At 59.5% G+C, this 26,336-nt stretch carries 22 protein-coding genes; 9 read left to right on the plus strand and 13 right to left on the minus strand.

The window, feature by feature from the left end:
* Nucleotides 1-20: 20 nt before the first annotated feature.
* The 5 genes from NTD84_RS06120 to NTD84_RS06140 are packed head-to-tail and all read left to right on the plus strand — an operon-like array spanning nucleotide 21 to nucleotide 9,358.
* Nucleotides 21-1,724, plus strand: a complete 1,704-nt coding sequence (locus tag NTD84_RS06120) for a DUF2138 domain-containing protein (protein ID WP_262164064.1) — start codon at nucleotides 21-23, stop codon at nucleotides 1,722-1,724.
* Nucleotides 1,694-2,359 carry a DUF1175 domain-containing protein gene (locus tag NTD84_RS06125; protein WP_410017332.1) on the plus strand — a complete coding sequence of 222 codons (666 nt, stop codon included), beginning with the start codon at nucleotides 1,694-1,696 and terminating at the stop codon, nucleotides 2,357-2,359. The genes NTD84_RS06120 and NTD84_RS06125 overlap by 31 nt, the downstream gene beginning before the upstream one ends.
* Nucleotides 2,356-6,921: an alpha-2-macroglobulin family protein gene (locus NTD84_RS06130; protein WP_262164066.1), complete on the plus strand. Its 4,566-nt coding sequence runs from the start codon at nucleotides 2,356-2,358 to the stop codon at nucleotides 6,919-6,921. Before NTD84_RS06125 ends, NTD84_RS06130 begins: the two co-directional genes overlap by 4 nt.
* 1 nt (nucleotide 6,922) lies before the next feature.
* Complete coding sequence (locus NTD84_RS06135; protein ID WP_262164067.1) at nucleotides 6,923-8,542, plus strand: DUF2300 domain-containing protein; 1,620 nt, start codon at nucleotides 6,923-6,925, stop codon at nucleotides 8,540-8,542.
* A gap of 3 nt (nucleotides 8,543-8,545) precedes the next feature.
* A complete protein-coding gene (locus tag NTD84_RS06140) occupies nucleotides 8,546-9,358 on the plus strand; it encodes a YfaP family protein (RefSeq protein WP_262164068.1) in 813 nt (270 codons plus the stop codon).
* A gap of 53 nt (nucleotides 9,359-9,411) precedes the next feature.
* On the opposite strand, the gene NTD84_RS06145 is transcribed toward NTD84_RS06140, so the two are convergent.
* The 4 genes from NTD84_RS06145 to NTD84_RS06160 all read right to left on the minus strand — a co-directional run bounded on the left by NTD84_RS06145 (nucleotide 9,412) and on the right by NTD84_RS06160 (nucleotide 12,803).
* Nucleotides 9,412-10,500 carry a macro domain-containing protein gene (locus tag NTD84_RS06145; protein WP_262164069.1) on the minus strand — a complete coding sequence of 363 codons (1,089 nt, stop codon included), beginning with the start codon at nucleotides 10,498-10,500 and terminating at the stop codon, nucleotides 9,412-9,414.
* Nucleotides 10,497-11,141 carry a DUF4433 domain-containing protein gene (locus NTD84_RS06150; RefSeq protein ID WP_262164070.1) on the minus strand — a complete coding sequence of 215 codons (645 nt, stop codon included), beginning with the start codon at nucleotides 11,139-11,141 and terminating at the stop codon, nucleotides 10,497-10,499. Before NTD84_RS06150 ends, NTD84_RS06145 begins: the two co-directional genes overlap by 4 nt.
* Nucleotides 11,138-11,719 carry a DUF4433 domain-containing protein gene (locus NTD84_RS06155; protein WP_262164071.1) on the minus strand — a complete coding sequence of 194 codons (582 nt, stop codon included), beginning with the start codon at nucleotides 11,717-11,719 and terminating at the stop codon, nucleotides 11,138-11,140. The genes NTD84_RS06150 and NTD84_RS06155 overlap by 4 nt, the downstream gene beginning before the upstream one ends.
* A 163-nt stretch (nucleotides 11,720-11,882) precedes the next feature.
* Nucleotides 11,883-12,803, minus strand: a complete 921-nt coding sequence (locus NTD84_RS06160; RefSeq protein WP_262164072.1) for a restriction endonuclease — start codon at nucleotides 12,801-12,803, stop codon at nucleotides 11,883-11,885.
* A 506-nt stretch (nucleotides 12,804-13,309) separates the two neighbouring features.
* On the opposite strand from NTD84_RS06160, the gene NTD84_RS06165 reads away from it, so the two are divergent.
* Genes NTD84_RS06165 through NTD84_RS06175 form a run of 3 tightly spaced genes read left to right on the plus strand, consistent with a single transcriptional unit; the run spans nucleotide 13,310 to nucleotide 15,538 of the window.
* Complete coding sequence (locus NTD84_RS06165) at nucleotides 13,310-13,870, plus strand: hypothetical protein (RefSeq protein ID WP_262164073.1); 561 nt, start codon at nucleotides 13,310-13,312, stop codon at nucleotides 13,868-13,870.
* A gap of 56 nt (nucleotides 13,871-13,926) precedes the next feature.
* Nucleotides 13,927-14,661: a GTPase family protein gene (locus NTD84_RS06170; protein ID WP_262164074.1), complete on the plus strand. Its 735-nt coding sequence runs from the start codon at nucleotides 13,927-13,929 to the stop codon at nucleotides 14,659-14,661.
* Nucleotides 14,662-14,692: 31 nt separating this feature from the next.
* Entirely contained in the window at nucleotides 14,693-15,538 is an 846-nt protein-coding gene (locus NTD84_RS06175; protein WP_262164075.1) for a GTPase family protein, read from the plus strand.
* Between the two features lie 509 nt (nucleotides 15,539-16,047).
* Here NTD84_RS06175 and NTD84_RS06180 read toward each other — a convergent pair.
* The 9 genes from NTD84_RS06180 to NTD84_RS06220 form a co-directional block, all read right to left on the minus strand.
* Nucleotides 16,048-16,800 carry a S24 family peptidase gene (locus NTD84_RS06180; RefSeq protein ID WP_262164076.1) on the minus strand — a complete coding sequence of 251 codons (753 nt, stop codon included), beginning with the start codon at nucleotides 16,798-16,800 and terminating at the stop codon, nucleotides 16,048-16,050.
* A 223-nt stretch (nucleotides 16,801-17,023) separates the two neighbouring features.
* Complete coding sequence (gene ppa, locus NTD84_RS06185; protein WP_007990564.1) at nucleotides 17,024-17,551, minus strand: inorganic diphosphatase; 528 nt, start codon at nucleotides 17,549-17,551, stop codon at nucleotides 17,024-17,026.
* Between the two features lie 113 nt (nucleotides 17,552-17,664).
* Nucleotides 17,665-18,477: a zinc-dependent peptidase gene (locus NTD84_RS06190; protein WP_262164077.1), complete on the minus strand. Its 813-nt coding sequence runs from the start codon at nucleotides 18,475-18,477 to the stop codon at nucleotides 17,665-17,667.
* Nucleotides 18,478-18,480: 3 nt separating this feature from the next.
* Entirely contained in the window at nucleotides 18,481-19,137 is a 657-nt protein-coding gene (locus NTD84_RS06195) for a DedA family protein (protein ID WP_262164078.1), read from the minus strand.
* 103 nt (nucleotides 19,138-19,240) lie between these two features.
* The gene (locus tag NTD84_RS06200; protein ID WP_262164178.1) at nucleotides 19,241-19,408 is read right to left on the minus strand and encodes a hypothetical protein; all 168 of its coding nucleotides are present in this window, start codon (nucleotides 19,406-19,408) and stop codon (nucleotides 19,241-19,243) included.
* A gap of 22 nt (nucleotides 19,409-19,430) precedes the next feature.
* The gene (locus tag NTD84_RS06205; RefSeq protein ID WP_262164079.1) at nucleotides 19,431-19,892 is read right to left on the minus strand and encodes a GNAT family N-acetyltransferase; all 462 of its coding nucleotides are present in this window, start codon (nucleotides 19,890-19,892) and stop codon (nucleotides 19,431-19,433) included.
* Nucleotides 19,893-20,011: 119 nt separating this feature from the next.
* Nucleotides 20,012-20,836, minus strand: a complete 825-nt coding sequence (eutC, locus tag NTD84_RS06210) for an ethanolamine ammonia-lyase subunit EutC (protein WP_410017334.1) — start codon at nucleotides 20,834-20,836, stop codon at nucleotides 20,012-20,014.
* 8 nt (nucleotides 20,837-20,844) lie between these two features.
* Nucleotides 20,845-22,239 (minus strand): ethanolamine ammonia-lyase subunit EutB, encoded by a 1,395-nt coding sequence (locus NTD84_RS06215; protein ID WP_262164081.1) that lies wholly within the window; start codon nucleotides 22,237-22,239, stop codon nucleotides 20,845-20,847.
* Between the two features lie 227 nt (nucleotides 22,240-22,466).
* Nucleotides 22,467-23,987, minus strand: coding sequence for an aldehyde dehydrogenase family protein (locus tag NTD84_RS06220; RefSeq protein ID WP_262164082.1), 1,521 nt, complete (start codon nucleotides 23,985-23,987; stop codon nucleotides 22,467-22,469).
* Nucleotides 23,988-24,282: 295 nt separating this feature from the next.
* On the opposite strand from NTD84_RS06220, the gene NTD84_RS06225 reads away from it, so the two are divergent.
* Nucleotides 24,283-26,196, plus strand: coding sequence for a sigma-54-dependent Fis family transcriptional regulator (locus NTD84_RS06225; RefSeq protein ID WP_262164083.1), 1,914 nt, complete (start codon nucleotides 24,283-24,285; stop codon nucleotides 26,194-26,196).
* Nucleotides 26,197-26,336: the final 140 nt, after the last annotated feature.

The raw sequence follows: 26,336 nt of genomic DNA on the forward strand, positions 1-26,336 counted from the left end.
GATGATTGGGCCTTGTGAACATGAGTGATAACACTGTTTCTTCGGCAGCCGCTGCCAAACCTTCTCGTCGCTGGCCTGCCGTGCTGATCGGGCTGTGCCTGGTGGCCGGCGTAGCGGCCGGGTTGGGCTGGTTCATGCACAAACCCAAGGCGCCCCCGGCGCAGTTGGCCAGCGACAAGCTGGGGATGAGCCGCCCGGACGGTCTGCTCGAAACCCATTCCCTGAGCCAATTGCCCAAGGACCTGCTGGCGGTGCCGTTCCTCAAGGAAACCCTGACCGAAGACTTCGTCTTCTATTACGAAGCGCATGTCGATCGCCTCGGGCTGATCGGCAGTCTGCGGCGGATCATCTACGAGCATGACCTGAAGTTGCAGGACAGCCTGATCGAGCAACTCTTCGATCAACCGGCGGACGTGGCGCTGTGGCGCGGGGCGGACGGTCGCCTGAAAGACTTCCTGCTGGTGATGGATCGCGGTGGCCTGGCCAAGGTGCTCGAGCCGTTGGCGAAAGTGGCGCTGGACGATACGCAGTTGAGCAAAGTCGGCGATCTGAAAGTCGGCGCCGACGACGTGGCGCTCTATCAGCTGACCTACAACGCCAGCAAGGCGCTGCTGTTCGCTTCCCACGGCGACAAACTGGTGGTGCTGTCGAATCCGACCAAGCTTCACGACCCGGAGAGCGGAGCATCACAAGAGCCAGGCAGCGTCTCGACCCAGGCCATCGCCGCGCTGCTCAACGGCGACAAACTGTTCCCCGAAGCTTTCGGCCTGCCACCCCGCGCGCCGGAAGTGAAGCAACGCCTGTCGGTCAACGCCAGCGTCCTGGCCATGGGTTACCAGCGTTTCATTCCGAACTTCGCCGGACTGCGCTTCGACTTGGATGACAAAGGCTGGCACAGCTTCCTCGCCATGGACGAACTGGAGAACCAGCCGGATTTCGATTTCAAGCCGATCTGGCAAGCCATGCCGATGGGCGCCAGCGCCTGTGTGGCCCTGCCGCTCGCCGCCGCACAACAGAAGCCGTTGCTGGTGAAACTTGGCGCCGAAGACGCCGTGGCCCAGGCCTTGACCGAGCACATGGCCGGTGCTGCGGGCCTGTGCTGGTACGCCGATTCGCGGCTTTACACGCCGCTGCTGGTGGCCAGCCTGAACGACAAGGACAGCGCCAAACTCGACGGTGACCTGGGTACGCTGTTCGGCTCGATGGTCGGCGCCTATGAAGGCAACGTTGAAGAACACGCGTTCCCGGTGGTCGAGAAGCAGGACGGCGAAAACCATCAGTGGCAGCGTCAGGTCAGTTCCAACTTCGGCCCGTATGCGGCCAAGGACGCCGAGGACCCGGACGCGATCACCGGCAAGGCGTTCATGAAAGTCAGCCTGGCCCGCCACGGTTCGACGCTGCTGTTTTCCCTCGACGACAAACTCGTCGACAAAGCCCTCGGCACCCTCGACAAACGCTTCCCGCCGATGGCCGATGTGGTGCCGAAAGACCTGCTGATGCCGGTCTACTTCGGCCCGGATTCCATGGCGCAGCTGATGCAGCAGGAAACCCTCGACAGCCTGCCGCAAGACATGGAACCGGTGTTCTACAACGCCGCGCAAACCTACCTGATCCCGAAACTGCGCAAACTCGGCGGCTACGGCAAGTACGCATTGACCCTGCCCGAAGGCAGCGAGCCCGACGGCCACTGGCAATGGCTGCCGCTGGAGTGGAAAGCCCTGTGACCGCGATTATCCGAGGCCTCGGCCTGCTGGCGCTGTTGCTGGGCAGTCGCGCATTCGCCAGTGAAACCGCCGCGCTGGATCCGCAGCAATCCCAGGTATTCCGCGCCTGGTTCGTGCGCATTGCCCAGGAACAACTGACCCAAGGCCCGAGCCCGCGCTGGTATCAGCAGGATTGCGCCGGACTGGTGCGCTTCGCCGCCAATGAAGCGCTGAAAGTCCACGACGACAAATGGCTGCGCAGCAATGGCCTGTCCAACCGCTACCTGCCGCCGGAACTGCAATTGAGCGAGGCTCAGCGCGGTCTCGCCCAACAATGGCAGCAAGGCGGCGGCAAGGTCGGTCCGTACGTCAACGCGATCAAACTGATTCAGTTCAACAGCCATCTGGTGGGCCGTGACCTGGCGCAAGCCCGGCCCGGCGACCTGATGTTTTTCGATCAGGGCGACGACCAGCACCTGATGATCTGGATGGGCCGCTACATCGCCTATCACACCGGCACCACCACCCCCACTGACAACGGCATGCGTTCCGCGAGCCTGCAGCAACTCATGACATGGAAGGACACCCGATGGATACCCGACGCAGCCAACCCCAACTTCATCGGCGTCTATCGACTGAACTTTCTCTCCCAATGACCGGTGCCCGCATGTTGCGTTTTCTGCCTCTATTGTTGCTGTGGGTGCTGCCGTTATCGGCGGTCAACGCCGAAGACACCGTCGAGCCAAGCGGCTACACGCCGATGGCCGGTGAAAGCTTCTTCCTGCTGGCCGACAGCAGTTTCGCCAGTGACGAACAGGCGATGGTGCGTCTTGAAGCGCCGGGTCGCGACTATCGCCGTTTCCGCATGGAACCTTACGGCGGCGCCGACATTCGCGTGTACCGCATCGACAAGCCGCTGGATTTCCTCAAGCGTCAGAAAAACCTGCACCGGGTGGTCAGCGACGGTCAGTTCAAGGGCGAAGGCTTGTCGAACACCCTCGCGTACCTGTGGGACAACTGGTACCGCAAATCCCGTCGCGTGATGCAGCGGGCGTTTTCCTACGAATCCCGTAAGCAAGTCACCGAGGAAGTGCCGGAACTGAAGATGGGCAGCGCGATTGCCGCGCCGACGCCTTACGACGCTCGGCCACAATTCGCACTGATACCGGGTCTGCCGGTTGTCAGCCAGTTCCGTTATCCGCTGTGGGAAGCGAAACCGATCCAGCCACCGGAAGGCGTGAACCTGGCCGGTTCCTCCAGTGAATTTGTCAGCGTCGCGCCGGGCAACGTTTACATTCCGTTGGGGCACCTGAAACCGGGCCTGTATTTGGTGGAAGCGCTGATCGGCAAATACCGCGCGACCACCATGGTGTTCGTCTCCAACACCGTGGCGGTGAGCAAGATTGCCGGTGATGAATTGCTGGTGTGGGCCGCGCGCAAACACGAAGGCAGTTCCGTGCCGAAGGTGAATGTGCTGTGGACCGATGGCCTCGGCGTGATGAGCAGCGGCGCCACCGATGCCGATGGTTTGCTACGCCTGAAACACGTCAGCCCGGAGCGTTCGTTCGTGATTGGCGAGGACGAAGAGGGCGGGGTGTTCGTCTCCGAGAACTTCTACTACGACAGCGAAATCTACGACACCAAACTCTACGGGTTCACCGACCGGCCGCTGTATCGGCCGGGGGATTGGGTGTCGCTGAAGATCGTCGGTCGCGAGTTCAAGAATGCCCGGGATTCGGTGTTGCCGACGGCGGCGGATGTGAACGTCACGGTGCTCGATGCCACGGGTACCGCGCTGCAATCGCTGGCGCTGAAACTCGACTCCAAGTCCGGCACTCAGGGCCGTTTCCAGTTGCCGGACAATGCGGTGGCGGGTGGTTATGAACTGCGTTTCAGCTACAAGGATCAGGCTTACAGCAGCGCCTTCCGCGTGGCCGAATACATCAAGCCGCATTTCGAAATCTCGCTGAACCTCGCGAAGCAGGATTACCGCACTGGCGAGTCGGTGAAAGGCAGCCTGGTGCTGTTGTACCCCGACGGCAAGCCAGTCGCGAACGCCAAGTTGAGCCTGAGCCTGCGTGCCCAGCAACTGTCGATGGTCGATAACGAGCTGCAATACCTCGGGCAATTCCCGGTGGAGCTGACCAGCACCGAACTGACCACTGACTCGAAAGGCAACGCGACCCTCGACCTGCCCGCCGCCGATAAACCGAGCCGTTACATGCTCACGGTGTTTGCCAGCGACGGCGCGGCGTATCGGGTCAAGACCACCAAGGAAATCCTCATCGACCGTGGCGCCGCGAGCTTCCGCTTGAGCGCGCCGCAGCGTTTCAGTGCGGTGGGCGACAAAGTGGTGTTCAGCTTCCTGAATGAGGGCGGCGGCGAGCAAAACAAAGCGGTCACGCCGAGCAGCTACAGCTGGGTACGTCTGGAGGACCAGACCAGTGGCGAAGGCAAACTTGCCGCCAGCGACAAAGGTTTCACGGTGGCCTTCGAGCGACCAGGCACCTACAACCTGACGCTGAAGGATGAGCATGGCCGCGTGGTCGGCGCGACCGGGCATTCGGTCACCGGCGATGGCGTCAAAGCCGTGCCCGGCACCGTTGAAATCGTCCTCGACAAAGCCGAATACAAGGCCGGCGACGAAGCCTTGGCGCTGATCACCTTCCCCGAGCCGGTGAGCGATGCGTTGCTGTCGCTGGAGCGCGACAAGGTCGAGGCCACTGCGCTGATGTCCAAGGGCGGCGACTGGCTGAAGATGGAAAAACTCAGCGAGACCCAATACCGCGCGCGCATCCCGGTGAAAGACAACTTCGCGCCGAACCTGACCTTCTCCGTGCTCTACACCAAGGGCGGTCAGTACAGTTTCCAGAACGCCGGGATCAAGGTGATCGCGCCGCAAATCGACGTGGCCATCGTCACCGATAAAGAGGCGTATCAGCCCGGTGACACGGTGTCGGTAGACCTCACCACCCAGTTCGCCGGCAAGCCGGTTCCGGCGCACCTGACGGTCAGCGTGGTGGATGAAATGGTCTACGCGCTGCAACCGGAAGTGGCGCCGACCATCGATCAGTTTTTCTATCACCCGCGCCGCAACAATGTGCGCACCAGCGCCAGTCTTTCATTCATCAGCTACGACGTGGCGTTGCCGGGCAGCCCCGGCGCACCGGGCAAAGCCAACCGTAGCGAGCGTGGCGTGAAAGTGCTGGAGCGGCCCCGTCGTGAAGACGTCGACACCGCTGCCTGGCAACCGGAATTGATCACCGACGCCAACGGCAAAACCCGTTTCACCTTCAAGATGCCGGACTCGCTGACCCGCTGGCGCATCACCGCCCGGGCCATCGCCGATGACGGTCAGGTCGGGCAGAAGAAACAATTTGTACGCTCGGAAAAACCGCTGTACCTGAAGTGGAGCGGGCCGACCAGATTCCGTGCCGGCGACAAACCGGATCTCGGGGTGTTCGCCTTCAGCCAGGCCGAGCAACCGGTCAAGGCCGAGCTGGTGATGCATTACGCCGGCACCGAGCAACGTGTGCCGGTCACGCTGAACAACGGCATCAACTACATCACGCTGCCGGCGTTCGCGCTGGCCTCCGGCGAATGGACTGCCGAACTGGTGCAGGACGGCAAAACCGCCGATGCGCTGGCCGTGCGCCTGACCGCGTCCGGTGACGGCTGGCAGGTCACACAAAGCCAGAGCCTGGACGTGGTCAGCGGCGATACGCCGCTGACCTTGCCGGCCGATGCCACGGACATTCGCCTGCGCCTGGACGACAGTCCGCAAGCGCTGTTCCGCGCGGCCCTCGATGATCTGCTGAGCTATCCGTACGGTGGCGTCGAGCAGACGGCCAGTCGTTTGCTGCCGTTGAGCATCGCCTATCCGACCTTGGCGTCGAACCCGCAGATCCGCGATCGCTTGCGCCTGATCATGCAAAACAGCCGTCTGCGTCTGGTGCAAATGGCCGGGCCGTCGGCGAGCTTCACCTGGTGGGGCATGGACGGTGAACCGGATGCGTTCCTCACGGCCTACGCCTACTACGCCGACTGGTACGCCAGCAAAGCGCTGGAACTGAGCCTGCCGCCGGAGCATTGGCAGCGGGTGCTGGAGGTCTATTCGAAGCAGGCGAAAAACACGCCGCTGTTGCAGCGCGCGTTGATCCTGTCGTTCGCCAAGCAGATGCAGTTGCCGGTGAACACCTTGCTCGGCGGTTTGATGGACGACCTGGCGAAAGCCGGCGAGGGCAATGCCGCGAACCTGATGGAGGACGGTGAAGACAGTCTGGTCATGAGCGATCCGGAGTCGGCGCTGGGGTTGGCGGCGGCACGTACGTTGACGGCCTCGCTGGCGCGTCAGTCCAAGGTGAACCTGCCCGATGCGTTCAATCGTCAATTGGCGGATGCGCAACAGCGTTTGGCGGTCAGCTCTCAGCCGTTCGCCGAAGCCTTGAACCTGTCATTGCAAGCCTTCGATCAGGCACACGCGCAAGCGTTGTTGCAGCGTCTGCTGCCACAGCAATCGACCCTGGAACGCGCGTTGGCGTTGACCTGGTTGCAGCGCAGCATTGAGCAGGCTTCGCCGACTATCGCCCTGGCGCCGGGTGAAGGCTGGAAGAAACAGTACGGCGAAACCGGCGAGATGTACTGGACGTGGCAGGGTGCTGCGCCCGTGCCGGCAGTGCTGTCGTTGGCCGGCGTGCAAGAGCGTCCATTGCGCGCGGCGTTGAGCTTTCAGACCCGGCAACCGCCGGTTGATCCGATGGCGGTGACCATTACCCGTCGGCTGTCGCGTCTGGTGCCGGGTGACGAAGCCTTCACCTTCAAACTGGAAGCGGTCGGCACCCAGCCGTTGTCCAGCGACAGCCTGTACCTGGACGAGGTGATCATCACCAGCAAAGCCATGAAACCACTGCGTTACGGCATGATCGAGGTGCCGCTGCCACCGGGCGCCGATGTCGAGCGCACCACCTGGGGCATCAAGTTGCTGGGCAAGGCCGGCACTGAGCCGACGGCGCTGGAAAAGGCGCGTTTCGAGCCGGGTCAGATGGCCTACGCGATTCCGGTGGATGCCTTGAGCGGCGAACTGCGCGTGCGTCACCTGGTGCGCTTTTCGCAAAAAGGCCAGTTCAATCTGCCGCCGGTGCGTTTCACCCAGGTCTACGCGCCGCAGCATCAGGCCCAGGAACAGAAACCGGCGCTTGGCCAGGTCACGGTCAACTGACATGCCCCGGCGTTGGCTCTGGTGGTGGCTGTGTTTGATCCCTGCGCTGGCGACAGCGCAGGACGAGCCGCTGCGACTGGGCCTCAAGGGTGAGCTGCTGTCGCTGAGCCGGACTCAGGTGATTTCCCGCGAGCCGCTGCCGGCTGATTTGCAGACGCCGTTGGGCAGTTTGTGGAAGTTGTTTGTCTACGGTTGGCTGGTGGATACCGGTGCGCGAGAACCTGCGTATGAGTGTCGCGGGCAGTCGAAGGAAGAGGTTTATTGCTGCACCGTGGGCGGCAAGATCGAGCGTGATCAGGCGTTGGTGAAGTCCTGCGGTCTGTACTTCGAACCGGCGCGGCTGGGTATTACCGGCGCGGAGTGGCGCACGTACTGGCAGGCACGGCAGGCGCCGGAGTGGTTGCTGGATTTGCCTTCGTTGCAACCTTCGACGCGGGTTTCGGTGGCGGAGTTATTGAAGGTGCTAGCGGAAATGCCAGCGCAAAATCAGGCGCGCCGCGTGTTGCTCGATGTGGTGTTGAACGCGGCTGACGGCAATGTCGTCGGTGAACTCGGCGGCCGCTTGCGGGTGAAAACCTGGAGCTGGTTGGGCGATCAGGATCCGTCGTCGCGCCAGGGCGGATTCGCCGGCTGGACGGTGGAGGGCACGCCGATCTGGGCCGGTGGACGCGGCACCAGTCAGATGGTTTTGCGTCATTACGCTGGCGCGTTGGCGTCGGTGGTGCCGGTGGAGTGGCCACTGGATACTGGGCGTTGCGTTGAGGTGGGGTTGTTTTCGCGCTATCCCATCGGGCGCGTGATGGCGGGGGATCGGGTGGTTCCTTCCGGACCTTTGCAGGGCGACTATCGCGTCGAATTCGTCAGCGGCAACCAACTCGATATTCACAGCGACGGCGAAGTGTTTCTGCTCAATGACAAGCTCGTCGCCCGCCTGGACCGCGAAGAGTACGTCGCCCGCGTCCTGCAACGGGAAGCCAAACCCGAACCCATCGAGGCCGCTAAAGCGCTGGCCGTCGCGATCAGAACCTACCTGCTGCAAAACGCCAGCCGCAACGGCGATTGCCTGAGCATCGACGACAGCAGCAGCCGCCAACGCGTCGCCCCGCGCCCGGCCACCGTCGAGTCACGCCACATCGCCGCGTGGACCAGCGACCTGGTCCTGGCCGGCAGCACCGTCACCTATCACTCCGACCAACCCGGCCCGGACAGACTCTCCTGGCAGCAAGCCGTTGAACAAGCCAACGCCGGCCAACGCTACGACGCGATCCTGCTGCATGCCTATCCGCGTGCCAGCCTCAGCCGTTGGGACAACCCCGTCGCCTCCTGCGAAACCCTTCCCGCCGCGCAAGAGTGGTTGCAAACCCAACGCCGCGGCTGGCGCCAACGCCTCGAAAGCGAAGCCGGCTACAACGACGTCAGTACCTTCGCCGTCTGCCGACTGGCTTTCGGTCGCCCCTACGTCGACCGCGAACGCCAGCGCATTTACGTGCGCGGCGTGCAGTCGCTGCAAGACCGCCTCGACCTGACCCACGAATACCTGCACCTGGCCTTCGAAGCCCATCCGAACGGCCAGGATGAAACCTACATCGAAGGGCTCGCCCGCCACCTCTTGCTGGAATAGGCCATGAAACTCCGTTATCCACAGGTCCTCCTGTTCCTTTGTTCCGTTTGCGCGGTGCCGGTTTATGCCGCTGACAGCGCCGTCAAACTCGACACCCCCGTCGGCGGCTGGCGAACCGGCGCGGTCGAGGGCGAAGGCGAAAATTTCCGCCAGACCGTCAACTACCCGGCTTCGTCGGTGAATACCCCGGCAGGCCAGGCCAACACCGCGCGCATTTCCGGCCAGATCAAAGCCACACCCAAATCCGCTGAACCGGGCCGGTTGATCGTCAACGGCGTCAGCATGCCGCTGAAAATCGATCCCGCCGGCCGCTTCGACCGACCGTTCTCGTTTCCCAATGGCAGCAACAGCGTCGAAGTCCGCAGCCCCGACGGCCAGCAACGCCATCGCACGCAGTTTTTGAATGCCAGCGGCGGAGCCACCCCCGCCAAGCTGCGGGTATTGCTGTCCTGGGACAGCGACGGCACCGACCTGGACCTCCACCTCATCACCCCCGACGGCGCACACATCTGGTACGGCGACCGCGTCGCCCCCAATGGCGCGGCGCTGGACGTGGACGTGACCACCGGCTACGGCCCGGAAATCTTCGCCATGCCCGCGCCGATCAAGGGGCAGTACCTGGTGTACGTGAACTATTTCGGCGGTGGGTATCGCGGCGATGATGAAGGGCAGGAGGATGCGGTGCAGCCGTTGACCACGGCGCAGGTGACGGTAATCACGGAGGAGGGGACGCCGAACGAGAAGATGGAGACGTTCCTAGTGCCGATGCGGGCGGTGGGGGAGTTGACGTTGGTTAAGGGGTTTAGTTATCCGTGAGGGAGTGATTTGTCCGACAGGCTGTTGGGCAAATCATTCGGAAACAGGTGAATTTAACAGGCAGCCATTTCAGGCCTGAAACTACTGGATGTCAGGCGTTTGAGAGCGATATCAAGCGCCGAGTCGTCAAACAGCCTGCCCTTACGGGCGGCGGCACCGGCTCCGCCCTCCCAATGCTTCAAAGCTTCGCGCACAGCAGGAACAGTCGGAGATACCTTCTCCTGACTCAGCAGCCAATCGACTGTCGCCAATAACTCCATGCCGAATGGCGACTCAAAGCCATCGATCAATTCGGCAGTGCGCTCCAAGGCTTCGGAATACTCTTTGGCCTCTGATTTTAGATAGGTTTGCAAAAAGGCTTTGCGCTCCTGGTCAAACCAGATCACATCACTGATACCCGCATCGCTAATACGCTTGTCGCAATGCAGATAGCTGCCATCCAGGTTATTGAGCAGATGCTCCAGCCGATTGGCGTACGGTCCGTATTTATGAGCAACGAACTTAAGGTTCAACGGGTTTTCAGTGTCCGGTAGCTTCTCTATAGCACGCTCCAGGAACCAGGCCAGCTTCTGAATCTCAAGCAGGCTGCATTCCATGCCTAAAACCCAGTAGCGGCGAACCAGTTCGGCAATGAGTGCGCGAGCTGGCGTGAGCTTTTCCACGCCGCTACGTTTGGCGACGTTCAGATATTGGTTGGAGGGTTCGAATACCAATACATCGACATCCAGATCACTCAAGACATCAACAATCTGTTCGCGAACCTCAGGCCATTTCAAACCACCGTTACCGGCCCCTAGTGGTGGAACCGCCACGGACTTCACGTTGTTTTCCATCAGGAAGCGACGCAGATCGTGTAAACCTTCGGTAATCCAAGCCATCTGCGACGGTGATCGCCAGTGACGTTTGGTAGGAAAGTTTACGATCCAGCGAGGACCCTCCAGCTCGTTGACTGCCGTTATGTGAACCTTGCCTGTCTCCACCTCGCCAGCCTTGCAGGCCGCCGAATACAGACGGTAGTTCTCCGCGAAACGCTCTTTGAACATCAACGCGATACCTTTGCCCATCACGCCCACGGTATTCACCGTGTTGACGAGGGCTTCGGTATTGGCTTCCAGAAGGTTGCCTTGGGTAAATCTGATCATTGGAAATACCATCCCGGACGCGCATGAACGGACAACGTCAGGCCTCTGGCGGCCACGTCCTGCTCTATGCGTTCTTTCATTGCATCGTTGTAGCACATGATGCCAAGGAGTCCTGTAATCGGTAGGTGATCGTGAATCAGCGCCTCGGCCTGATAACGCTCCATCTTTCGAGGGTCATCAGGATCACGTATGAAGTCGCGTCGTTGAAGGATAGACCAATCGATCTCGCCGAGATTCGCCAGATCGCTGTAATAGTCTGTCCAATCCGGGTAGGCATGTGCGTTCGTGAAGACAAACGGTAAGCCAAGCTGTTCGACACGGTACAGGCTGGAGACCAGAATCACGATCTCGTCATTGCTGCGCTGCTGAACGCTCCACCCGGAGTGAATGTTTTTCATCATCACAGAGAAGGGTGTGAAGTAGAAGGAAACGTAGTCGGCCAATACGCCCGCTGGGGAAATAGGAACACAGCGATTACGGCGCTTGTCGATCAAGTCAGCGTTGCCAATATTCACGTATTGCGATGTCTGTGCTTCGGAGCTGGCGCAATGTAGCCCATTGTCCAGAATCCAAGGCAGGTTATCGCGGTGGACGATCCGCCAAATCAGAGCCTTCTCTGGATTCAGACTGGTGTAGTTCATTGATAAAACATTCTCTGATTTGCGCCGGTGAGTACATTAACACCGGCCTCGCGCATTTTAGCCACGCAGAGTGCTTCGACCTCCTCGTTAGGCGTGAAGATCTTGAAGAAGGCATTTGGTTTTACAACACCAGGCGCCAAGCATTCCGCCATGCAGATGCTTTTGCACTGCGCGTCGTGGTACTCCCGGCTGTTCATGACCTCCCACTCAATGGCTTCGAAACCCTCGTCATAATAGAGTAACTGGATTGAGTCGTTTGCCAGAGGGTGGCGAGGAATGACTTTCCATCCGTTTTGTTTCGCAATAGATCTGTAAACGGAGATCAGGACGAATGTCACATCTGGGTTGTTACGTTGCACACTTCCGTCAAATGGATTTGCAGCGAACCAGTGAAAAGGCACATAGCTGTCAAGCTCAAGGGCTTTACGCTTTTTCAGAATCTCACCGTCAGCTACATCTTTAAAGTCGGTGAGTTCAGCGCGAGGCTTTAGGCCTCCCTGAAAAATGCCATCGAGGTTTTCGACCGAAGTGAGGTGGTATAGAAGCTTTTGTTCCTTGATATTTCTGACGTCTGGCATCGTGGTCTCCCTGACCTGCACAACTATCTAAATTCGCTTAAGCCCTATCACTTCTGCGCATTAACCGCGACCTTCCAGGTCGAGCGTACCTCGTGATTCAAGTTCGTCATCACCTTAAGCTACAAGCGTGGCATGGGAAGTGGCTTGACCCATAAACGGTCTTTCACTCTTCATCGAAGTAATCACGATCCAGCGCTGGCAAACGCAACAAGCGTGATGTAACGCCGACTTCATGATCCATCATCAGATGCACCAGTCGCATGCCATCCACCAGCACGATGCCTTCCACTGATTTTGCAAAGTCGATCGCATGTGCGGTAAAGCCAGAGGTTGTGATGAACACTCCTCGTTTGGCCTTTTGCCCGGCGAGAGCACCGTAGAACGCCTGTAGCTCAGGACGGCCCACCGTGTTTTGCCAGCGCTTTGCCTGAACGTAAACCTTTTCCAATCCCAGCTTATCGAGCGAAATGATGCCGTCGATGCCCGCGTCGCCAGAGCCTCCGACGCGTTGAAGATCGTTCCGGCTCGCCCCGTATCCCAAGCGATGAAGTACATCCAGCACGATCACTTCGAAGCGGTTGGGGCTGACCTGGAGCAAGTTATCCAGGAGGTCGGCCGCCGTAGCGTCGCGTAACTCCTGAAGCGCTTGTTCAAGTCTATCGTCCGGGCTTGCGGTGGCGGAGGTGACGTCAGGTTCAACGAGTGTTTCGTCATCAAGTGGGGCCGCGTCGGGTGCAACCTTCAGCTTCACATTCATGTAGCCAATGGCTATGTGCTCGACTTCACTGGACGACAGGGGCGCGGGATGTTCCTTGACATAGTCCACTCCCGATTCTGTCAGTTTCCAATAACCGCGTTTTGCGCTGCGGGACAAACCGGCTCTCTTGAGTCGGTCGTGCGCCCAGCCAGCCCGGTTTTTATAGGTTGCCTGACCACTGGCGATCAACTCATCACGTTGCTCTACGGTCAGCTGCAGTATTTTCGCCGCTGCCTCATGGGCGTCGCGGGCGTGGGCACCTTCCGGTTTCGTTGCGAGAAAACGCATGATGGGTTCGATGAACTGATCGTAGGTTGGAACAGACATGGCGCATCCCTGTGCTAATGATGTTTTGGCCGATCGGCAGGCGAGTATAAATGAGCGGTCGCTCAGGATGGTTCCACTAGCAAATGCTGGCACAGTGAAAGCGTAAGCCCTTGTGTCTCAGATCTGCCATGTGCTGCAAGAGTCTACTCAGTCTGCAAACTACTGCCCAATTCGCGCCTGTGCATCTTGGTACGCAGCTTCACCCTTGCGCAGAAGGCCATTTAGAGATGCGCGAGATGCTGGCACTTTGTATTCTATTCGCCGGATTCACTCCGTATCTGACCGACCGTTAGACGTTACCGCCATATTTTCAAGGACGTTGATATGAGTAACTTTGCCTCCTGCGCACTGAGCTGCGTTGCCCGACAACCGATCACGCCGAGTTTGGAAAGACGCCAACGCGGCATGCCGATCTATCTCTCAAATCAAAATAGGCGCCGTTGACTGGCCCCTGGTTACGTCGCTCTCAAAATGACGACAGCGAAATTAAAGCAAAAGGAATGAGAATGAAGCGTATAGAGCGGGACTTCATCACGCTGTTCAATTGCCTCTGGTACGAAGACTTTCCTGTGGTGGAAGGCGGTTACACCAACCCGGCGGACTGGACCATTCATATCGGTCACACCATCAAGAAATGCGCAAAACTATTGGGGGCTCGGGCGGGGTTCGAACAGGGCGGACGTACCGATGCAGTTCTGAAGTTTCCGGACGGCAACATTCTGTCTAACGTGGAGTGGGAATGGATCGAGGCGCACAAGGACGCGGTGGGCGAGATCGAAAAATTGTTGCGCAATCATGAGCTCGCGGCGTTCTCCACCTTTATCTCCTACAGCGCCGAAAAGAGTCTTCCCTCCACGATTGAAAAGGCGGCCAACCTATGGCGATCCGCTGGACGTCCGCTGATTTTCTTCGTCGTCACATTTGAAATGTCGAGTGGCAACCGCTGGTTCCAAGAGCTGAAAACCTATGTGTTCGAGAACGACAGTCATCGGTTGCATCGCTCTCAACCGGCGTTGCCTTGGGACTTCGCATCGAGCAAGTATCTGGAACTCGCTGACGGCGAGTGAGCGGTGCTGCGGGCAGGGCGTGTCGTTTTTTACCAGGGCGGGAGCACAGTAGTTTGATGGATCAGAACCGGATTTTTGGAACAGCGCTCTCCAGTTACATCCACGGTAGCAGCGCCGCAATCGCTTCCATTTTGGAATCGGCGCGTGCGACTCGGCAGTTACTTGAGCAGTTGGAGTTCGTCGAACCAACTCACGGGGATGCTTTGCGTGTTGGCGTTTTTGGGGTCACGGGTGTCGGGAAGTCGAGCCTGTGTAATGCGCTGGCAGGACAAGACCTCGCGGCCGTGAGCGCAGTGGCCGCGTGCACGCGTAAAACACAAGACATCCCAGTGGTCTCCTATCCGTTTGGGGGAAAACTGCGGGCGTTCACGTTGGTGGATGTACCCGGTTTGGGTGAGACGCCCGCGAGAGACGCCGAATACCTTGAACTATACAAACAGCTGATCCCTCAGCTGGATCTGGTGGTGTGGGCGATCAAGGCGGATGACCGCGCCTACACCATCGGGATGAATGCCTATCGAACGCTGTTGAAGTCCTCCAGATGCCCGGTTCTCTTCGTTTTGACCCAGGTCGAAAAGGTCGAGCCCGTACGACATTGGAATAGTCTGGGTAGTACGCCGGGTATACGGCAGATGGAGAACATCGAGAAAAAGCGGAGTGAAGTCGCCTCAGCTTTCAACGTCGCCGAAGAGCGGATTGTGTCTGTGTCGGTTACGGAGTCCTATCAAGTAGAGCAACTGCGGTATCACATTCTTTCAATGCTCTACGAACCCGTTCAAGCGTCTCGTTGAGTTTGAACCATAAACCATCAAGGAAGTGAAAATGACTGACACTAACACCGGAAACTACGATGAGCTCAAGGGCAAAATCCGGGCAAAGATCACCGAAATGCGCGGTTATACACCCAGGGTCGCCATCTTTGGTGTGACCGGAGTAGGAAAGTCGAGTCTGTGTAACGCGTTGTTCGGTAAGGATGCGGCCGCAGTCAGCGACGTTGCGGCCTGCACTCGCCGTCCGCAGGAAATATTCATTCAGGGTGATGCAGGCACAGGCGGCTTGATGCTGGTTGACGTGCCCGGGGTAGGTGAAACGCCAGAACGGGACAAAGAATACTTCGCGCTCTACCAGAGCATCCTTCCCGAACTGGACCTCGTGCTATGGGCCATCAAAGCCGACGATCGTGCTTATTCAGTGGCGATGACGGCCTATAACGAAATTCTGAAACCGAATTTGAAGCAATGCCCGGTGGTGTTCGTGCTGACTCAGGTGGACAAGGTTGAACCACTGCGTGATTGGGATGTTGCCCATAACCGCCCAGGGGACAAACAAAAGCTCAATATCGAGCGCAAGATCATGGAGGTCGCCAGAGAGTTTGATGTTTCGCCCAACACTATTGAGGTCGTATCCGCTCAAGATTCGTACAACCTCGTTGCGCTCGTAGACAAGATCGTCGCCGTGCTGCCCAACGAGAAAAAGTATTCGGTACTGCGGGAAACCCGAGAAGAGAATCGCAGCGAAAAATCTTACGAAGAGGCCGAGCGCGGGATTTTTGAAACCATTAAGGATTACGCGGGTAAAGCCTGGGATTTTGTAAAAGAAGAAACGGTGTCGGTGCTGGCGAGTACCGCTAAAAAGTTTATCAGCTCATTTTTCAGCAAGTGGTTCTGACAGAAACCGTCGAGTGCCAGGCATCCCATGGATTGATGCCTGGCTTCCACTTTTGACCGGCAGGTCAATCGTGGTGTTCAGAGATGATGTCAGCCAGAAGGGCCGCCGCAGTTCATATCATTGGGGTATTTTCGGCAGGCATTAAAAAGCCGGCTTGTGGCCGGCTTCTCGGGGACGGGCTTGGTTCATTTTTGGTAAACCGCGCCAGCCTTCAAAACGTACACCCGGATCTTGCGTCCGGCTGTGGGACTCGGCGAGAAAGTCATCTGCCTGGTCGGTGCGATCCGGGCCGCGGGGCGGGTCGGTCGCAAATGTGGGGCGCAGCATACTGATTTTTTTGGGGAATTCCCAGCTTGATGTGCGGAGTAGAGCTGTCAGTTGCCTTGGATGGGGGGGGCTGATCCGGAACTTGAGGTGAATGTTCTGCCGCCTTCGCGGGCAGGCCCGCTCCCACAGGGATCGTGTGACGCCGGTGGAAGTGAGCCTATCCGTACGAAAACAATGCGGTGTTACAAAAACGGCACTGGCGGTCTGCGTTTGTTCAGGGTCGACCACCAGAACACCCATCCCAGCACCCTGATATTTTGTTCTTCGATCTGCGCGGACCTGAAAATCTCGTCGGGGTATTCGCCGCTGTTGTGGCTGCGCATGCGAATGGCGTTGCCCGGCACCCGGCTCAGGTATTTGATCCGCAGCATGCCTTCGTGCTCGATAGCGTAGATCTCGCCGTCGACGATTTGCGTGAGTCCGCGGTCGATGGCGACGATGGAACCGTCTTCGATTTTTTCGGCCATGCTGTTGCCAACCATGCGGGCGCAGATGGCGTCGGCGTGATTGATTTCCAGGGAGTCGAGGTCGCTGCGAGGCAGGCGGATCGATTCGCTGGGGTCCTTGATGACATGGGTTTTGTCGGAGCCCGGCGTCACTGCCGTTTCTTTGTAAAACGGTAGCTCGACGTCGATCGGCTCGATGACCCGATAGATGCCGCGGATCGACTGGGCATCGAACGCGTTCCCCGAGGCGTCGAGCACGCGCAAATCGCTGGCGTCTTTTGGCCCTTCGCCGGTTTTCAGCCATTCGCTGTTCACCGACAGTCTCCTGGCAATATCCTCCATGCGGTAGTCGGGCACTCCGCGGGTGTACCAGTTATGGACGTTTTGGGCTTTGTTGATGTTCAAAAGCTCGGCGAAATCAGTGGTCGTGATATGGAGCTCTTCCAGAAGCATTTTGAAGCGTGCACCGCAGGATTTGTTCTTTTTCATAAACACGAGTCTAACGGCGCGGCATAAGGCTTTGATTCAACGAAACGTTCAAATTTCGAGTGAATTTTGCATCTTCGTGTAAGACGTCTTTGGTAAAAATTAAACAATGAAACACGGTCATGATCGGTTGCTAAACGCTGCGTTTAAGTCGCCTTTTCATCGCCCACAAAAAAACCCGGATCAACCGGGGTTTTTTGTTAAAGCCGTTCGTGCGAAGCGGCGATCAGCCTTTATAGGCAGCAACCGACTTGGTGATCGCTTCGCGGGCGGCGTCTGCACCGGCCCAGCCTTCGATTTTCACCCATTTGCCTTTTTCGAGATCTTTGTAGTTCGCGAAGAAGTGCTCGATCTGCTGAATCAGCAGGGCTGGCAGGTCGGTGTATTCCTTCACGTCGACGTACAGCTGGGACAGCTTGTCGTGTGGGACTGCGATGACTTTGGCATCGCCGCCGCCGTCGTCGGTCATGTTCAGGATGCCGACCGGACGAGCCCGGATGACCGAACCTGGAGCAACCGGGTAAGGGGTCACCACCAGCACGTCGAGGGGGTCACCGTCGTCAGCCAAGGTGTTCGGGATGTAACCGTAGTTGGCCGGGTAGAACATCGGGGTGGCCATGAAACGGTCAACGAACAGGCAATCGCTGTCTTTGTCGATTTCGTATTTGATCGGCGCGTGGTTGGCCGGAATCTCGATCGCGACGTAGATGTCGTTCGGCAGGTCTTTGCCAGCCGGAATCTTGCTGTAGCTCATTGGGCGGTGCCCCCGTTAGTTGACCAAAAACACTTGGCCGGATTGACCAAAAAGTGGCGGCGATTATAGGCATATTCCGCCACCGTTGCTATCTGCCAGAGGTCCTGTAGACCTTAGTCGCGTGCCTGATAGACCGGGTCTTCGGCCAGAAGTTGCCGCAGCCGGGCCAGCGGGTCCTGGCGATAAAACAGCTTTAGTTGCTCATAGACCCGAGGATAGGCCTCGTGTAGCAAATCCGGGGCGCTGAAGAAGTATTCGCTGGTCACGGCAAAGAACTCGGCGGGGTTTTCCGCCGCGTAGGGGTCGATGGCCGTTTCGGCATCCGGGTTGCGTTCCAGTTGCCCGTCGAGGTCGTCGTAGGCTTCCTGCATGACGCTGGCCCAGTCGCTGACGCGCATGTCGGCGTGCAGCGGTGGCAGGCCGTTGGCGTCGCCGTTGAGCATGTCGAGTTTGTGCGCGAGTTCGTGGATGACCAGGTTATAGCCTTCCCAGCCGCCGCTGGCCATCACGCCGGGCCAGGCGAGAATGACCGGGCCTTGCTGCCAGGCTTCACCGCTGTGTTCGCCGTCCCATTCGTGCTCGACGCCACTTGCGTCGCGATGGCGCTGTGGACTTAGGAAGTCGTCGGGGTAGAGGACGATTTCGTGAAAACCCTGATACCAGTTCAGGTCGCCCAGATTCAGCAGGGGCAGTTGCGCCTGGGCGGCGAGCAGCAGGCGCTGCTCTTGATGGAGCTCGACGCCGGGCAGGGCGGTCAGGTGTTTGTCTTCGAGGAACAGCACGCTGGCTTCGCGCAACCACTGGTCTTCAGCCGCGCTGATGCCGTCAAGAAAACTCAGATGATGGCGCACCCGCTGCCACAGGTCGTCGGCGATCGGGTGCCTGGCGAGGATGCGCCGGCGACGCCAGGCGCTGAGCGACCACATCGGTCAGCGCGGTTCGGCTTTGGACGCATTGCCGCCGAAGCGGCTGCGGACCACACCAATGATCATCGGCACCAGCGACAGCAGGATGATGCCCACCACCAGCAGCGACAGGTTTTTCTTGATGAACGGCACATTGCCGAAGAAGTAACCAAGCGTCACCAGGCCGCCGACCCAGAGAAGGGTACCGAGCACGCTGAAAAAGAAGAACCGCGGATAGGGCATTTTCGCCACACCGGCCACGAACGGCGCGAAGGTGCGAATGATCGGCAGAAAACGCGCCAGGGTCACGGTTTTGCCACCGTGCTTGTCGTAGAAGTCGTGGGTTTGCTGCAGGTAATCGCGACGGAAGATTTTCGAGTTCGGATTGCTGAACAGCTTTTCGCCCGCCGTTCGTCCGATGACGTAGTTGGTGCTGTCGCCGAGAATTGCCGCCAGCATCAGCAGGCCGGCCAGCAGCACCGGGTCCATACCGCCACCGGCCGCGACGGCGCCTGCGATGAACAGCAAGGAGTCACCTGGCAGGAAGGGCATCACCACCAGTCCGGTCTCGCAGAAGATCACCAGAAACAGGATGGCGTAGATCCATGGCCCGTAATTGTTCACCAGCAAATCGAGGTAAACATCGAGATGCAGGATAAGGTCGAGCGGGTTGAAATCCATGGGGGCACCTGTGATGACGGCCCGACTCAGCAGGCCTGTGCGGATGACTTCGCGTAAGGCTACAGACGAGTGTAGTTTTTCTTACAAGCCGGAAAGGTCGGCATTATACGGGCTGAAAAGTGAAAAGCGCGTCGAGTTTGTAGCGGGGGATGTCGCTTGAGACGGATGGTTCGTTCTGCTTTTCTGTAGGAGCGAGCTTGCTCGCGATGGACGCAGGACCAACGCTGGCCGTCAGGCTTCCCGCGTCATCGTTGACGACCATCGCGAGCAAGCTCGCTCCTACAGAGGGGGAGTCAAAGCTCGTCGCTGATCGGCAACACGTAGTTCTTGAACTCGGTGTCTTCCTTGAACCCGATGGATTCGTAGGTTTTCTGCGCGATTTCGTTGTGGCTGCTGGTGGACACGCGCATGCGCACGGCGTTGGTTTCCTTGGCCATTTTTTTCGCGGTACGCATCAGGTTGTCCGCCACCAACTGACGGCGGGCGTCTTCGGCGACGTAGATGTCGTTGAGGATCCATACGCGCTTGAGCGAAAGCGAGGAAAAGCTCGGGTACAACTGACAGAAACCCATCAATCTGTTGTTGTCGTCATCGGCCAGCGCCAGGTAGATCACCGACTCCTTGCGACGCAGGCGTTTCTCGAGGAACGCCCGGGAGGAGTCCGGATACGGCAGGGAACCATAAAACTCGCGATATTTGACGAACAACGGGGTCAGCAGGTCCAGGTGTTCGAGGGTCGCTTGAATAATCCGCATCGATAGGTCTCGTCTTCAAGTGGCTGTCTTCACGTGCTCTGACGGCGAACGGTTCTCACTCGGGCAGCCGTGTCCCGATCCTGCCTGAAAGCGCAGGCGAAACGCAATGCGGAAACGGTTCACGTATTCGACGGGCTCAGCAGGAAATTTCCTTTCATGTCCGCGCCATCCTGGGACTCCAGCGTCTGAAGTTGCGCTTCGTCTTTCAGGTTGACCCCCGACAACTGCCGCCGACAGGCTTCGCGCATCAAATACAACAAACGGTGTGCGGCCATGCCATAACTCAAGCCTTCCAGCCGCACATTGGAGATGCAATTGCGGTAGGCATCGGTCAGGCCGACCTTGGGGTTGTAGGTGAAGTACAACCCCAGGCTGTCTGGCGAGCTGAGGCCAGGGCGTTCACCGATCAGGATCACCACCATCCTGGCGCCTAGCAGCTCGCCGATCTCGTCACTCACGGCGACCCGGCCTTGCTCTACCAGAATTACTGGCGAAACCGTCCAGCCATCGACCTCGATCTGCTCGCGCATGCGCGCAAGGAAGGGCGCGGTGTGACGGTGCACAGCCAGCGCAGACAAACCATCGGCCACGACAATCACCAGATCGACGCCGCCGGGATGGGCTGAAGCATGATCGCGCAGGATTTGCGCCGACTCATTGCTCAACTTTCGCCCCAAATCAGGGCGTTGCAAATAACTGTCCCGGTTCGTTGCGGCGCTATGCAGGAGCACACTGTCATAACCGCATTCAGCCAATTGCGCGCCGAGACTGGCAGGGTCGAAGGGCAAATGCACCGCATCCCGGGCCTGCGCGTGGGCGTATTGAAAATCCAGTTGCGCGCGGGTAGGCAGGCTGGTGCCGGTGCGGCCCAGGGCAATCCGCGCCGGGGTCAGTCGACGCAGCTCCAACAGCGGGTTTTCTGAATCAACGGGCGGTTTATCCATCTCGACGGTCATCCCAGTTGCCCCATCGCTTGGCGGAAGGCGGCGGGCAAGCGGTCACCAAAATGAATCTTGCCGTCTGTCTGGGTGAGGATGCCCATGTTCGCCAGCCACTGTTCGAACTCCGGTGCGGGCTTCAGGCCCATGGTTTGTCGGGCGTAGAGCGCGTCGTGGAACGAGGTGGTCTGGTAATTGAGCATGATGTCATCCGAGCCGGGGATGCCCATGATGAAGTTGATCCCGGCAACACCCAGCAGGGTCAGCAGGGTGTCCATGTCGTCCTGGTCGGCTTCGGCATGGTTGGTGTAACAGATGTCGCAGCCCATCGGCACGCCCAGCAGCTTGCCGCAGAAGTGATCTTCGAGGCCGGCGCGGATGATCTGTTTGCCGTTGTAGAGGTACTCGGGGCCGATGAATCCTACAACCGTGTTCACCAGGAACGGTTTGAAATGGCGCGCCACGGCGTAGGCGCGGGTTTCGCAGGTCTGTTGATCGAGGCCGTGGTGGGCGTTGGCCGACAGAGCGCTGCCCTGACCGGTTTCGAAATACATCAGGTTTTGCCCGAGCGTGCCGCGGTTCAGGCTCAGACCGGCGTCGTAGCCCTCCTGCAACACGTTCAGGTTGATGCCAAAACTGGCGTTGGCCGCTTCAGTGCCGGCGATCGACTGGAATACCAGGTCCAGTGGCACGCCGCGGTTGATCGCTTCGATGGACGTGGTGACGTGGGTCAGCACGCAGGCCTGCGTAGGAATTTCATAGCGCTGGATGATCGCATCGAGCATCTCCAGCATCGCGCAGATCGAGGCGATGCTGTCGGTGGCCGGGTTGATGCCGATCATCGCGTCGCCGTTGCCGTACAACAAACCGTCGAGAATGCTCGCAGCGATGCCGGCCGGTTCGTCGGTGGGATGGTTGGGTTGCAGGCGCGTCGACATGCGCCCACGCAGCCCCAGGGTGCCGCGGAACCGCGTGACCACGCGGATTTTCTGCGCCACCAACACGAGGTCTTGCACGCGCATGATTTTCGACACGGCGGCGGCCATTTCTGGCGTCAGTCCAGGGGCGAGGGCGCGCAGGCTGTGTTCGTCGGCGGCCTCGCTGAGCAGCCAGTCGCGGAAACCGCCAACGGTCAGGTGGCTGACCACGGCAAAGGCCTGTTTATCGTGGGTGTCGATGATCAGTCGGGTGACTTCATCGGCCTCATAAGGAATCAGCACTTCCTGCAGGAAGTGGCTCAAGGGAATGTCGGCCAACGCCATCTGCGCGGCGACCCGCTCGCCATCGTTGAGCGCGGCGACACCGGCCAGAAAGTCTCCGGAACGCGCCGGACTGGCTTTGGCCATCACGTCCTTGAGGCTGTCGAAGCGATAGGTCTGGGCGCCGACAGAGTGGGCGAATACGGCCATGGGGCGGTGTCCTCTTGTTCTCTACGCATCTGGGTGATCAATGATATGCAAGGCTTGCGCCAGCGAGATCGATTGTGTGACGGAGGACGCTATCGCGAGCAGGCTCGCTCCCACATGGGTTCTGAGCGTGCCCGCAATCCAGGCCTGCCATAAAACCCTGTGGGAGCGAGCCTGCTCGCGATAGCGGTTTGAAGGGCGACACAGCATCACTGCATCGCCCCAAACCTTTAGAAGAAGCCCAACGGATTGATGTCGTAGCTCACCAGCAGGTTTTTGGTCTGCTGATAGTGATCGAGCATCATTTTGTGGGTTTCACGACCGACGCCGGACTTCTTGTACCCGCCGAACGCGGCATGCGCCGGGTACAGGTGGTAGCAGTTGGTCCACACACGACCGGCCTTGATGGCGCGACCCATGCGATAGGCGCGGTTAATGTCGCGGGTCCAGAGGCCGGCGCCGAGGCCGAACTCGGTATCGTTGGCGATAGCCAGGGCTTCGGCTTCGTCCTTGAACGTGGTGATGCTCACCACCGGGCCAAAGATTTCTTCCTGGAACACGCGCATCTTGTTGGTGCCCTTGAGCAGGGTCGGCTGGATGTAATAACCGCTCGCCAGGTTGCCCTCGAGTTTTTCCACCTTGCCGCCGGTCAGCAGCTCGGCGCCTTCGCCCTTGGCGATTTCCAGGTACGAAAGGATTTTGTCGAATTGCTGCTCGGACGCCTGGGCGCCGACCATGGTGTCGGTGTCCAGCGGGTCGCCACGTTTGATCGACAGGACTTTTTTCATGACCTCCTTCATGAAGTCGTCGTAGATCGATTCCTGCACCAGTGCGCGGGATGGGCAGGTGCAGACTTCGCCCTGGTTGAAGAACGCCAGGACCAGGCCTTCCGCGGCTTTCTCGATGAACGTCGGTTCGGCTTGCATGATGTCTTCGAAGAAGATGTTTGGCGACTTGCCACCCAGCTCCACGGTGGACGGAATGATGTTTTCAGCCGCGCATTTCATGATGTGCGAGCCGACCGGGGTCGAGCCGGTGAAGGCAATCTTGGCGATACGTTTGCTGGTAGCCAGGGCTTCGCCGGCTTCTTTGCCGTAGCCCTGAACGATGTTCAGCACGCCGGGTGGCAGCAGGTCGCCAATCAGTTCGACCAGCACGGTGATGCCCAGCGGGGTTTGCTCGGCAGGCTTGAGCACCACGCAGTTACCGGCCGCAAGCGCCGGGGCGAGTTTCCACGCGGCCATCAAAATCGGGAAGTTCCACGGGATGATCTGCCCGACCACGCCCAGGGGTTCGTGAATGTGGTAAGCCACGGTGTTGCCGTCGATCTCGGCGGCGCTGCCCTCCTGGGCACGGATGCAACCGGCGAAGTAGCGGAAGTGGTCGGCCGCCAGCGGGATGTCGGCGTTGAGGGTTTCGCGGACGGCCTTGCCGTTGTCCCAGGATTCGGTGATCGCCAGCAGTTCCAGGTTCTGTTCGATGCGGTCGGCGATTTTCAGCAGCACCAGCGAGCGCGCCTGGGCGGACGTGGCGCCCCAGGCATCGGCCGCGGCGTGGGCAGCGTCCAGGGCCTTGTCGATGTCTTCGGCCGTGGAGCGCGGGAATTCGGCAATCGGTTGGCCATTCACTGGCGACGTGTTGGTGAAGTACTGACCTTTGACAGGCGCGACGAACTCGCCGCCGATGTAGTTACCGTATTTGCTCTTGAACGAAACGATAGCGCCTTCAGTACCGGGGTGAGCGTAACGCATGGTGATTTCTCCTTGGCTTTTGTATTTATGAGGGAGGCGCATGTGCGCTTGCTATAAGCGTAGAGCAAAGGTTGGGCCACTGCCTTGCAGGTCAGGCAAATCAAGGCGTTGCGTGGTTTTTGTCGGACCGGCGGGCGGTGCCTGTGACGCTTGCGGTACAGCGCCAGTGACAGTTTGTACCGGTTGTGACACAGCGTGAGACCGAGCGGTCTTGCCAGCATTGCAATGCGGGCTGGGCTGGAGGATGCTCGGCACAACAGCGACGGTGTAAACCGCTCGGGGAGAACAATAAGAAATGCACGACAACCATTTGAGCCGCCATGCCCGGCAAGTGCTGACCGTGACGCAGGGTAAATCCCACCTGCACGGTCCTGGCAGCGACCCGTCGATCGCCCGGTCCTGGCTGCGTTGTCTGGAGGACTATCACCTCGACCCGGCCCTGACCATGGCGCCGACGGTGCTCGAACACGGTCGCGTCCTCGAAAGCCGCGAACGCCTGCAGCAAGTGCTGCACATTGCCGGCAGCGAAATGAGCAGTCTGCATCAGCAGCTCTCCGGCGCCGGTCATGCGGTGCTGCTGACCGATGCACGCGGCGTGATCCTCAACTGCGTCACCGCACCCGCCGAGCGCAAGATTTTCGAGCGCGCCGGCCTGTGGCTCGGTGCCGACTGGAGCGAAGCCTGCGAAGGCACCAATGGCATCGGCACCTGTCTGGTGGAGCGCCAGGCGCTGACCATTCACCAGGACGAACACTTTCGCGGCCGCCACACCGGCCTGACCTGCTCGGCGAGCCCGGTGTTCGACCCCCATGGCGAATTGCTGGCGGTGCTCGACGTGTCCTCCGCGCGGCACGACGTGTCGCGGCAGAGTCAGTTTCACACCATGGCCCTGGTCAATCTGTCGGCGAAGATGATCGAGAGCTGTTACTTCCTGCGTTATTTCGACAACCAATGGCTGCTGCGCTTTCACCTGCAGGCCGAATCCGTCGGGCTGTTCAGTGAAGGGCTGCTGGCGTTCGACGGCGAAGGGCGGATCTGCGCGGCCAACCAGAGTGCGCTCAACCTGTTGGGGCATGGGCGTGGCGGATTGCTGGGCGAGCCGGTCGAGGCGTTTTTCGATTGCTCGCTCGATGAGTTGCTTGGTCGTGCGAGTGCGAATGCCAGCGCCAGCTGGCCGCTGCGCACCCGCGACGGGCGCAGCCTGTTTGCCGTGTTGCGCGGCCAGTCGCGCAGCATTCCGGTGCCGGTGGCACCAAGTCCGAAGGTGGCCGAGCCATCGCGCTTGTCGGGCATCTGCCTGGGCGATGCCGGATTGCAGGAGGATTTTCGCAAAGCCCTGCGTGTTTTCGAGCGCGATGTGCCTTTATTGATCAACGGCGAAACCGGGTCCGGCAAAGAGGCCTTCGCCAAAGCCGTGCATCAGGCCAGTCAGCGGGCAGAAAAGGCCTTCGTCGCGCTCAATTGCGCGGCCATTCCTGAAAGCCTGATCGAGAGTGAACTGTTCGGTTATCGCGGCGGCAGCTTCACCGGCGCGCGCAAGGAAGGCATGCGCGGCAAGTTGCAACAGGCCGATGGTGGCACGCTGTTCCTCGACGAAATCGGCGACATGCCGCTGGCGTTGCAGACCCGCCTGTTGAGGGTGCTCGAAGACCGGCAGGTGGTGCCGATTGGCGGTGAACCGGAATCGGTCAACGTGAGGATCATCAGCGCGACCCACCGTAATTTGCTGGAGCGGGTGCAGGGCGGTAGCTTCCGCGAGGATTTGTATTACCGGCTCAACGGCCTGGAAATCGCTTTGCCGGCGTTGCGAGAGCGCAGCGATAAATCGCAGTTGCTCGACTTTCTGCTGGCGGAAGAGGCGGGCGGCGAGACGGTGTTGATCGATGAGCCGGCACGGCAGGCGCTGCTGGGGTTCTCCTGGCCAGGGAATGTGCGGCAGTTGCGAAATGTGCTGCGTACGCTGGCGGCGTTGTGTGACGGCGGGCGGATCGGGCTGGAGGATTTGCCGGTGATGATTCGTCAGGCCCGGCCCGCATCGGTGTTGGCGGCGGAGGAACCGTCCGAACATCCGCTGGAAGATGCCGAGCGGCTGGCGTTGCTCAATGCGCTGGAGCAGCAGCGCTGGCACATGACCCATACGGCAGAACAGCTTGGTGTGAGCCGCAATACCCTTTACCGGAAGCTGCGTAAACACGGCATTGCCCGTTAGTTACGCCGTATCTGTAGGGCCGGCTTGCTGGCGATAGTGATCGCACTGCCACACTCGCCGAAAAGCCGAACGCATGCAGGCACCGTGCCGAGGCCGAAACGAAACAAAGGTGCGATTTTCCCCTCCCTACGCTAACCTGC

It is taken from the genome of Pseudomonas sp. 14P_8.1_Bac3 (genome assembly GCF_025466085.1).
Lineage (GTDB): Bacteria > Pseudomonadota > Gammaproteobacteria > Pseudomonadales > Pseudomonadaceae > Aquipseudomonas.